This window comes from Actinomadura sp. NPDC000929, from assembly GCF_040492065.1.
GTDB classification, from domain to species: domain Bacteria; phylum Actinomycetota; class Actinomycetes; order Streptosporangiales; family Streptosporangiaceae; genus Spirillospora; species Spirillospora verrucosospora.
Window position 1 is genome coordinate 1 of the sequence record NZ_JBEUPA010000221.1, and the last position, 9,919, is coordinate 9,919.

Here is a 9,919-nt window from a genome sequence, read left to right on the forward strand (position 1 = left end):
AGCAGCGACATGGAGGCGTCGGGGCGCCGGTCGGGCGGCCGCCCCCGGCCCTCGGGCCGCCCGTCGGGCTCCCGGCCGCCGGGCTCGTCCTCAGGTGAGATCACCGGCCCATCATGGCAAGGTCCGGCGCGGGGCGGCGGGTCAGGCGGTCGCGGGGCGCAGGCCGATGTGGACGGCGAGGGCGGCCAGCACCGAGCCCATCAGGTAGCGCTGGGCGCGCCGCCAGCCGGGCCGACGCGCGAGGAAGGCGGCGATGGAGCCGGCGCCGAGCACGATGAGGGCGTTGACGGTGACGGCGATCACGACCTGGACGGCGCCGAGCAGCAGGATCTGGACGGCGACGCTGCCGCGCCCGGGGTCGGCGAACTGCGGGAGCAGCGACACGTACAGGACGGCGATCTTGGGGTTGAGCAGGTTGGTGACCAGGCCCATGGCGAACAGCCGGCGCGGCGGGTCGGCGGGCAGGTCCGCGGGCGTGAAGGCGGTCGTGCCGCCGGGCCGCAGCGTCTGCCACGCCAGCCACAGCAGGTAGCAGGCGCCGGCCAGCTTGATCGCGGTGTAGAGGGGCGGCACGAGCGTGAAGACCGTGGTGAGGCCCGCGGTGGCGGCCGCGACGTAGACGAGGAACCCCGCGGCGACGCCACCGAGCGAGATCAGCCCGGCGCGGCGGCCCTGCGTCACCGACCGCGACACCAGATAGATCATGTTGGGCCCCGGGGTGAGGACGAGGCCGAGGGCGAACAGGGCGATGGCCGCGACGGCCCCGAACGAGATCATTGCGCTCCAGACGACTCGAAGTTCTCCAAGAGTAGAAGTCGGGGTATCCTCGGTGCAATAAGAGAATTGTTCTCGGTGCAATGTGGGGTTCAGGTGGACGATTTCCGGCGGGTCGCGGACGAGCTGGCCGCCGACATCGCGGCGGGGCGGCTGCGCCCGGGCGAGCGGCTGCCGCCGCAGCGCGCCTTCGCCCGGCGCCGGGGCATCGCGGGCTCCACGGCGAACCGCGTGTACCGCGAGCTGGCCAGGCGCGGCCTGGTGGTGGGCGAGGTCGGGCGCGGGACCTTCGTCCGCGCCGCCGAGCGCCCGCCGGGGCCCGCGCTCGCCGAGCCCGCCGCCGCGCGCGTCGACCTGGAGCTCAACCACCCCGTGGCGCCGGGCCTGAGCGCCCTGCTGGCCGAGGGGCTGGAGCGCCTGCGCCGCCCGGACGTCCTGGCCGCCGCGCTCGGCCCCGCCGGGGTCGCGGGGACCGCCGCCGCCCGCGAGGCCGCGGCGGCGCTGCTGGCCTCGCCCGGCCTGCGGCCCGCCCCCTCCGACGTCCTGTTCGCGGGGAACGGCCGGCAGGCCGTCGCGGGCGCGGTGGCGGCGCTCGTGCCCGCGGGCGGCCGGCTCGGCGTGGAGGCGCTGACCTATCCAGTGATCAAGGGGATCGCGGCCCGGCTCGGGGTGACGCCGGTCCCGATCGCGATGGACGAGCACGGCCTGCGCCCGGACGCGCTCGCCGAGGCCCATCGCGCCGCGCCGCTCGGCGGCGTCTACGTCCAGCCGACGCTGCACAACCCCCGCGGGACCACGATGCCGGAGCGGCGCCGCGCCGAGCTGGCCGGCGCGCTGGAGCGGCTCGGCCTGCACGCCGTGGAGGACCGCGTCTGGGCGTTCCTTCCGGACGGCGGGCCCGAGCCGCTCGCGGCGCACGCCCCGCACCGCACCGTCCTGGTCGACAGCCTCTCCAAGCGCCTCGCGCCCGGTCTGAGCCTCGGCTTCGCCGTTCCGCCCGCGGCGCTCGCCGGGCGCGTCGCCACCGCGCTGCGCTCCGGAGCATGGGGCCCGCAGGGGTTCGCGCTGGAGGCCGCGGCGGGCTGGATCGCCGACGGGACGGTCGAGAAGGTCGTGCGGGCCAAGCGCGCCGACGCCGCGTCGCGGCAGCGGATCGCGGCCCGGTGCCTGGAGGGCGCGGCCGTCCGGTCCGATCCCTGCTCGTACTTCTGCTGGTGGGAGCTGCCCCAGCGGTGGCGAGCCGAGACGTTCGTGGCGGCGGCCGCCCGGCGCGGCATCGCCGTCACCCCGGCCGCCGCCTTCGTCGTGGGGGGCGCCGCCGCCCCGCGGGCCGTCCGCATCGGCCTGGCGTCCCCGGCGCCGGACGTCCTCACCCGCGCCCTGCGGACGCTCGCCGGGATCGCCGCGGGGGACCCCGACGACGACGCCCCCGACTGACCGGATCCGGCGGCTGGACGCGCATCGGAAGATCGTCCATCGTCGGGGTGGGGTCGCCCGGCGGGAGGACAGATGATCGAGGTCCGCGAGGTGGGGCAGCGAGCGGCCGGGGGGCGGCGGACGCTGCGGGAGGTGTCGCTGTCGATCGGCGCCGGGGAGCTGGTGGCGATCATCGGCGGCAGCGGGGCGGGCAAGACCACCCTGCTGGACGCCATCGCGGGCGTCCGGCCGCCCGCCGAGGGCGAGGTCAGGTACGACGGCGGCGCGGCGGGCCCGGCCGCGGGCTCGCTGGGCTACGTGCCGCAGGACGACATCGTGCACCTGGAGATGCCGCTGCGGCGCACGCTGCGGTACGCGGCGGGGCTGCGGCTGCCCGCGGGGACGCCCCCCGAGCGCGCCGAGCGCGCCGTGGACGGCGTCCTGGAGGCGCTCGCGCTGACCGCGCGGGCCGGGCAGCGCGTCGGGTCGCTGAGCGGCGGCGAGCGCAAGCGGGCCAGCATCGCGGTCGAGATGCTGACGCGGCCCCGCGTGTTCTTCCTGGACGAGCCCACCTCCGGCCTCGACCCGGCGACCTCGGCCGACCTGATGCGGCTGCTGCGCGGGCTCGCCGACTCGGGGACCACGGTGGTGATCACCACGCACCATCCGCCGGACGTCGTGGTGTGCGACCGGGTGGCCGTCCTCGCCCAGGACGGGCGGCTGGTCTTCTACGGAGCACCGGATGAGGCGCGAGAGCGGTTCCAGGCGGACCGGATCGAGGACATCTATCTGCGGCTGGCCGAAGGGGAGTCGCACGAGTGGACGGGCCGGTTCGGCGCGCGCGGGCGCGGCGCACCCCCGGCCCCGGCGGCGGCGTCGGCGTCGGCGTCGGCGTCGGCGTCGGCTTCAGGGCCGGAGACCGGCCCGGCGATCACCGCGTTCCGGCAGTGGGCTCTGCTCACCCGGCGCAACCTGGACCTGATCACCCGCAACCGGCTCACGCTCGCGGTGCTGCTCGGGTCGCCGCTCATGGTGCTGGCGATGTTCGCGGTCCTGTTCCGGCCGGGGGCCTTCTCGCCGGAGTCCCCCAGCCCCGCCGCGACGGTGATGATCCTTTTCTGGATCGCCTTCGGGGGGTTCTTCTTCGGCCTGACCTACGGGCTGCCGCAGATCTGCGGCGAGCTGCCGGTCCTGCGGCGGGAGCGGCTCACCGGGCTGCGGATCGCGCCCTACGTGCTGGCGAAGGCGACCGTCCTGCTGCCGCTGCTGGCCGTGGTGGACGCGCTGGTGCTCGGCGTCCTGCGGGTCCTGGACCGGCTGCCCGCGGCGGGGTGGGGGACGTACGGTGAACTGTTCGTCACGCTGCTGCTGTGCTCGCTGGCGGCGCTCGCGCTGGGCCTGCTCGTGTCGGCGGCCGTCACCGACCCGGCCCAGGCCACGATGGCGCTGCCGATGCTCTGCTTCCCGCAGGTGCTGTTCGTGGGCGCGATCCTGCCGGTCCCGGTGATGGCGGCGCCCGGACGGTGGCTGAGCTGCGCCATGTCCAACCGGTGGGCCTTCGAGGGCCTCGGGCACAGCCTCGGGGTGGAGCGGCTCTGGGCGAGCGGGCGCTCGCCGCTGGGGCCGCCTCTGCTCGCCTCCTACGGTGACACGTTCTCGCGGTCGCCGGCCGTGGACTGGGCGCTGCTCGGCGGGTTCACGGCGCTGTTCCTGGCAGGGGCCTGCCTGGTCCTCACCCGGAGGACATAAAACCCCTTCCCCATAGGCCATTTAAGGACACCACGGCGCTCTTGCGTCACCTCCGGCGCGTCCCTGACCGTTTAATGAGGAATGCGGCTTTTGCATACGGGGGTACATTTTGAGCGCTTCGTCCAGTTATGACGTCGACCTCATGCCCGGCTACGCGGAGACGCGACCGCTGGACGAGCTGCGGGCCGCCGAGTACGCCTACCTGGACGAGCAGACGTACCTGGACTACACCGGCTCGGGCGTCGCCGCCGCCGCGCAGATCCGCGCGCACGCCGAGCGCCTCGCGGGGCGCTGCTTCGGGAACCCGCACTCGGAGAACCCCACCTCCAGCGCCTCCACGGCCCTCGTCGAGCGGGCCCGGCGGGCGGTCCTGGCGTTCTTCAACGCCTCCCCCGAGGAGTACGCGGTGGTGTTCACGCACAACGCCACCGGCGCATGCCGCCTCGTCGGGGAGGCCTATCCGTTCGAGCGGGGCGGGCGGCTCGTCCTCACCGGCGACAACCACAACTCGGTGAACGGGATCAGGGAGTTCGCGAGGGCGCGCGGAGCCGAGGTCGCCCACGTGCCCGTCCGCGGGCCCGACCTGCGGGTCCGCGAGGCCGACCTCGCCGCGGCGCTGGGCGGCGCCGGCGGCCTGCTGGCCTTTCCCGCGCAGAGCAACTTCAGCGGCGTCCGGCACCCGCTGAGCTGGGTCGACCTCGCCCACGCGCACGGCTACGACGTGCTGCTGGACGCGGCCGCCTTCGCGCCCGCCGGCCGCCTCGACCTCAGCCGGGTCCGGCCCGACTTCGTCCCCGTGAGCTGGTACAAGGTGTTCGGGTACCCGACCGGCGTGGGCAGCCTGGTCGCCCGCCGGGACGCGCTGGCCCGGCTGCGCCGCCCCTGGTTCGCCGGCGGGACGATCCAGGCGGTCAGCGCGCTCGGCGGCTGGCACGTGCTCGCGCCCGACGAGACCGCGTTCGAGGACGGCACCCTGAACTTCCTGTCCATCCCCGACGTGGAGTTCGGCATCCGCTGGGTCGGCGGCATCGGCATGGACCTCGTCCAGCGCCGCGTGGGGTGCCTGACCTCGCTGCTCCTTCGCCGCCTCGCGGACCTGCGCCACGCCGACGGTTCCCCCCTGGTCCGGGTGTACGGGCCGGAGGGCGCCGGCGGGCGCGGCGGCACCGTCGCGTTCAACGTGCTCGACCGCCGCGGCGCGGTCGTGGACGAGCGGATCGTGGCCCGCGACACCGCCGCCGCGGGCATCTCGATCCGGACCGGCTGCTTCTGCAACCCCGGCGCGGGCGAGGGCGCCTTCGAGATCCCCGAGCAGGCCCTGCGCCGGACCGCCCGCCTGCGCATGCGGACGCTCGACGACTACCTGGGCGTGCTCGGGCTGCCGAGCGGCGGCGCGGTCAGGGCGTCCCTCGGCCTCGTGTCGAACGTCGCCGACGTGGAGCACCTCATCGCGTTCCTCGGCGCGCGCTACGCCGACCGGGAACCCGACCGGACCGGCCTCAGGCCCCGCGAACGCTGCTGAGGACGCTCAGGAGCCCGCGCGCTCGACGACGGCGGCCCACTCCGCCAGCAGCGCCTGGGCGGTGTCGGCGTCCGGCCCCTCGGCCCACAGGTGCGTCACCGCCTCCGCGGGATCGGGCAGCACGAGGACCCAGCGGCCGTCGCCCTCCACCACGCGCACGCCGTCGGTGGTGTCGAGCGTCCGGTTCCCCGCCGCCTCCACGACGTGCCGCATGACGCTCCCCTTGGCCGCCCACGGCGTCGGGACGGAGCGGCGCAGCAGGTGCGCGTCGGGGATGCGGCGGTCGATCTGCGACAGCGTCAGCCGCGTCCGCGCGACCAGGCCCACCAGCCGGACGAACGCCGCGATGCCGTCCACGGTGCCGCTGAACTCGGGCATCAGGAACCCGCCGCGCCCGTCCCCCGCGAAGACCACGCTCGGCTGCGCGGCCGCCTTGGTCAGCACGTCCTGGGACGTGGAGGTCCACTCGACCTGCACGCCGTGGAACCGGCACACCTGCTCGGCGACCCGCGTCGTCGTCACCGGCAGCGCCACCTTGCCGCCCCGCCGCTCGGCCGCGACGAGGTCCAGCATCACCAGCAGGGCCCGGTCGTCGCCGACCAGCTCGCCGTTCTCGTCCACCAGGGAGATCCGCTCCCCCACCGGGTCGAACCGGACGCCGAACGCGGCCCGCGACGAGGACACCAGCTCGCCGAGCCGCTCCAGGTCGCGCATCCGCTCGGCGAGCGTCTCGGTCGGGTTGGCCTCGTCCAGCCCGGCGTTGCGGGTGAGGACCTCCACGCCGACCTTGCCGAGCAGGTTCGGCAGCACCAGCGAGGCCACCCCGCCCGCGCAGTCCAGGACGATCTTCAGTCCGGCCTCGCGGACGCCGCGGATGTCGACGCGGCGCAGCAGGTCGCGGGTGTAGGTCTCCACGACGCGCGGGGGGTAGGTCAGCTCGGCGATCTCGCCGGGGAACGCGCGGCGGTACTCCTGCCGCCCGAAGACGCGCTCCAGCTTGCGCTGCGCGCCCTGGGACAGGTCGGCGCCGTCCGCGTCCAGGAACAGGATGTCGACGCCCTGCGGGTCGCCGAGCGTGGTGCGGATGTAGATCCCGCCGACGCTGTCCTCGCGGCCGGTCTCGAACCGGGCGACGGTCAGCGGCGTCGCCTCCAGGTCCTGGACGTTGATGGCGCTGGCGGTGAGCGCGCTGTTCACCGCGCGCTTGAGGGTGCGGGCGGCGCGGGAGACGTCCCGTCCGGTGACGACGGTCGTGCCCTTCTTCAGCGTCGTCGCGTAGGCGGAGGCGAGCCGCACCGCCAGCTCGGGGGTGATCTCCACGTTGACGAGGCCGGAGACGCCCCGCGGTCCGAACAGGTTGCGCTGCCCCCGCGACTCCCAGATCACGCTGGTGTTGACGACGGCGCCGGCCTCGATGGTCTTGAACGGGTACACCTTCACGCCGCTGGACACGTACGCCTCGGCCTCGATGACGCACTCGTCCCCGATGACGGCGCCCTCCTCCACGCGGGCGCCCGCCATGATGTCGGTGTTCTTGCCGACCACGCAGCCCCGCAGGTTCGTGGACGGCGCGACGAACACGTTGTCGTGGACGATCGCGCGGTGCAGGAAGGCGCCCTCCTTGACGACGACGTTGCTGCCGAGCACGGTGAACTCGCGCAGCTCGACCCCCGCCTCGACCTTCGCGTAGTCGCCGATGTAGAGCGGCCCCTTGAGGACGGCCTCGGCGTCCACCTCCGCGCCTTCGGCGACCCACACGCCCGGCGACATCTCGAAGCCGTCCAGCTCGATGCCGACCTGCCCGGAGAGCATGTCCGCCTGCGCCTTCAGGTAGCTCTCGTGGGTGCCGACGTCCTCCCAGTAGCAGTCGGCCACGTACCCGAACAGGCGGGCGCCCTCGGCGAGCAGCTTCGGGAAGACGTCCCCGGACCAGTCGACCGGCTCGCCCTCCGCGACGTGCTCCAGGACCTCCGGCTCCATCACGTAGATGCCGGTGTTGACGGTGTCGGAGAACACCTGGCCCCAGGTGGGCTTCTCCAGGAACCGCTGCACGCGCCCCGCGTCGTCCACGATGATGATCCCGAACTCCAGCGGGTTCGGGACGCGCTTGAGGCCGATGGTGACGAGCGCGTCGTTGCGCTCGTGGAACCGCACCATGTCGGTCAGGTCGATGTCGGTGAGGGCGTCCCCGGAGATCACCAGGAAGCGGTCGTCGCGCAGCGCCTCCTCCGCGTTCTTCACGCTGCCGGCGGTGCCGAGGGGGACCTCCTCGGTCGCGTAGCTCAGCGACATGCCGAGCTCCTCGCCGTCGCCGAAGTAGTTGCGGATCAGCGCGGCCAGGAACTGGACGGTGACGACGGTCTCACCGAACCCGTGCCTCTTCAGCAGCCGCAGCACGTGCTCCATGATCGGCCGGTTGACCAGCGGCAGCAGGGGCTTCGGCTGGTTGGCGGTCATCGGACGCAGCCGCGTCCCCTCGCCTCCCGCCATCACGACGGCCTTCATCGGGGGGTCTCAGCTCCTTTCTGGCCGCCGGCCGGCGGTTCCGCGCCCGGCCCCTCCGCGGCCCCCGGATCGCCCGCCCCGGGCTCGCCGCCCGGTCCGGAGGACGGGGGCGGGGCGCCGCGGCCGGCCAGCACCAGCCGCCGCGTCTGCTCCCAGTAGAGGACCGCCGCCCACCAGTACAGGGCCGTCCCCCAGACGGCGAAGGCCCATCCGACGACCCGCGCCGCGGTGCCCGCGGCGCCGCCGTGGTCGCCGAGCAGCAGCAGCGGGAAGGAGTACAGCAGGCACATCGTCGCCGCCTTGCCGATGAAGTGCACGGGCAGCGTGCCGCCGTACCCGAGCCGCCGCACGATCGGCGCGATCGGCAGGATCGACACCTCGCGGGCGACGAGCGCGAGCACCAGCCACAGCGGGATGATGTCGCGGATGGTGAGCCCGACGAGCGTGGCCAGGATGTAGAGGCGGTCGGCGGCCGGGTCGAGGACCATGCCGAGCTTGCTCGTCTGGTTGAACGCCCGAGCCAGCTTCCCGTCCAGCCAGTCCGACAGGCCCGCGAACACCAGCAGGCCGAGCGCCCACCAGTCCGCCTCGACCAGGACGAGCCACAGGAACAGCGGGACGCCCAGGAGCCGGGCGAGGCTCAGGATGTTGGGCACCGTGAAGATCCGGTCCTGTGGGGCCTCCTGCAAAGTGCTCACCGACGTGTCGCCTCCCCTGGTCCCCTTGATCCTGACCCTATCCGTAAGGGGTGGAAAGCCCCCCGGCGGTGTCGGCGTCGGAAGTCGGGAGGGTTCCGGCGGGCGGGCGCCGCCGGCGCCTCCCGCGGGCGCGCGTCACGCCCGGTGGGGCGCGGCGGCGTTCTCCAGCGGGAGGACGGCGGTGACGACGAACCCGCCGGACTCCCCCGGCCCCGCGTCCAACGTCCCGCCCACGCTGCGCGCCCGCTCGATCATCCCGAGGATCCCGAACCCCTCGGGCGGGCCGCCGGACGGCCCCCGGCCGTCGTCGGAGACCCGGACGACGAGGCTCCCGCCGTCGCGCTCCAGGCTCACCGTCGCGCGCCTCGCGGCGGCGTGCTTGACAACGTTGGTCAGAGCCTCCTGGACGATCCGGTACGCCGCCACCCCCGTCTCCGGGGGCGGCGTCCCGACGTCCCCGTCCCGCAGGTCGACGTCGATCCCGCCGCCGCGCGCCGCGTCGACGAGGCCGGCGAGGGCGTGGAGGCCCGGCAGCGTCTCGGGGGCGCCGACGTCGGTGCCGCGCAGGACCTGGAGCGTGCCGCGCAGCTCGATCCGCGCGTCCCGGCACGTCGAGGCGATGGAGGCGAGCGCGTCGGCCAGCTCCTCCCGGTCGAGCGGCCGGTCCCCGCGCACCAGGTGGGCCGCGGCGCCGGCCCGCACGCCGATCAGGGTGATGCTGTGCGCGAGCAGGTCGTGCAGGTCGCGGGCGATCCGCAGGCGCTCCTCGGCGACCCGCCGGCGCGCCTCCTCCTCCCGGGTGCGCTCGGCCCGCTCGGCCCGCTCGGTGATCGTCGCGAGCCGCGCCCGGTGCACCCGCCACACCTGGACGGCGATGACGACCGACACCACGGCCTCGATGACGGCGATCTGCTCGCGCAGGGATCCGCCGCCCGCCCGCATCGCCGCGCCGACCACGCAGACGGCGAGCAGGCAGCCGACGACGCCGAGGACGACCCGCACCCGGCGCCCGAGCACCGCGTAGGCGAACAGCGCGATCACCTCGGCGGGCACCAGCGCGTGGTGCTGGTACTGCGCCAGGTGGTAGGGCAGCACCAGGACCACCAGTGCCAGCAGGCCGGGGGCCGGCCACCGCCGGATCACCGCGAGCGGGACGTGCGCGGTGCGGGAGCGGTGCAGGAGGGGGACGCCGAGGGCCGCTTCGAGCTTGGCGATCCGCTTGGAGACCGCCTGCTGGGTCATGCCCAGGCGGTCC

The 9,919-nt window shown here is 74.8% G+C and carries 7 protein-coding genes; 3 read left to right on the forward strand and 4 right to left on the reverse strand.

The window, feature by feature from the left end:
• Nucleotides 1-141 precede the first annotated feature (141 nt).
• On the reverse strand, nt 142-777 hold the full coding sequence (locus tag ABWI04_RS39775; protein ID WP_345186718.1) for a LysE family translocator: 636 nt from the start codon (nt 775-777) through the stop codon (nt 142-144).
• 93 nt (nt 778-870) lie between these two features.
• Between ABWI04_RS39775 and ABWI04_RS39780 the strand changes: the two genes are divergently transcribed.
• From ABWI04_RS39780 to ABWI04_RS39790, 3 genes are all read left to right on the forward strand, one after another.
• Nucleotides 871-2,211 (forward strand): aminotransferase-like domain-containing protein, encoded by a 1,341-nt coding sequence (locus ABWI04_RS39780; RefSeq protein WP_353835634.1) that lies wholly within the window; start codon nt 871-873, stop codon nt 2,209-2,211.
• A gap of 72 nt (nt 2,212-2,283) precedes the next feature.
• Nucleotides 2,284-3,939, forward strand: a complete 1,656-nt coding sequence (locus ABWI04_RS39785; RefSeq protein ID WP_353835635.1) for an ABC transporter ATP-binding protein/permease — start codon at nt 2,284-2,286, stop codon at nt 3,937-3,939.
• Between the two features lie 109 nt (nt 3,940-4,048).
• Nucleotides 4,049-5,461 (forward strand): aminotransferase class V-fold PLP-dependent enzyme, encoded by a 1,413-nt coding sequence (locus tag ABWI04_RS39790; RefSeq protein ID WP_353835636.1) that lies wholly within the window; start codon nt 4,049-4,051, stop codon nt 5,459-5,461.
• Nucleotides 5,462-5,467: 6 nt separating this feature from the next.
• Here the strand turns inward: ABWI04_RS39790 and ABWI04_RS39795 are convergent, their stop codons facing one another.
• The 3 genes from ABWI04_RS39795 to ABWI04_RS39805 all read right to left on the reverse strand — a co-directional run.
• The gene (locus ABWI04_RS39795; RefSeq protein ID WP_345186727.1) at nt 5,468-7,966 is read right to left on the reverse strand and encodes a sugar phosphate nucleotidyltransferase; all 2,499 of its coding nucleotides are present in this window, start codon (nt 7,964-7,966) and stop codon (nt 5,468-5,470) included.
• A complete protein-coding gene (clsA, locus tag ABWI04_RS39800) occupies nt 7,963-8,664 on the reverse strand; it encodes a cardiolipin synthase ClsA (protein ID WP_345186729.1) in 702 nt (233 codons plus the stop codon). The genes ABWI04_RS39795 and clsA overlap by 4 nt, the downstream gene beginning before the upstream one ends.
• A 135-nt stretch (nt 8,665-8,799) precedes the next feature.
• Nucleotides 8,800-9,919 (reverse strand): histidine kinase (locus tag ABWI04_RS39805; RefSeq protein WP_353835637.1); only part of this gene is annotated, 1,120 nt, incomplete at its 5' end.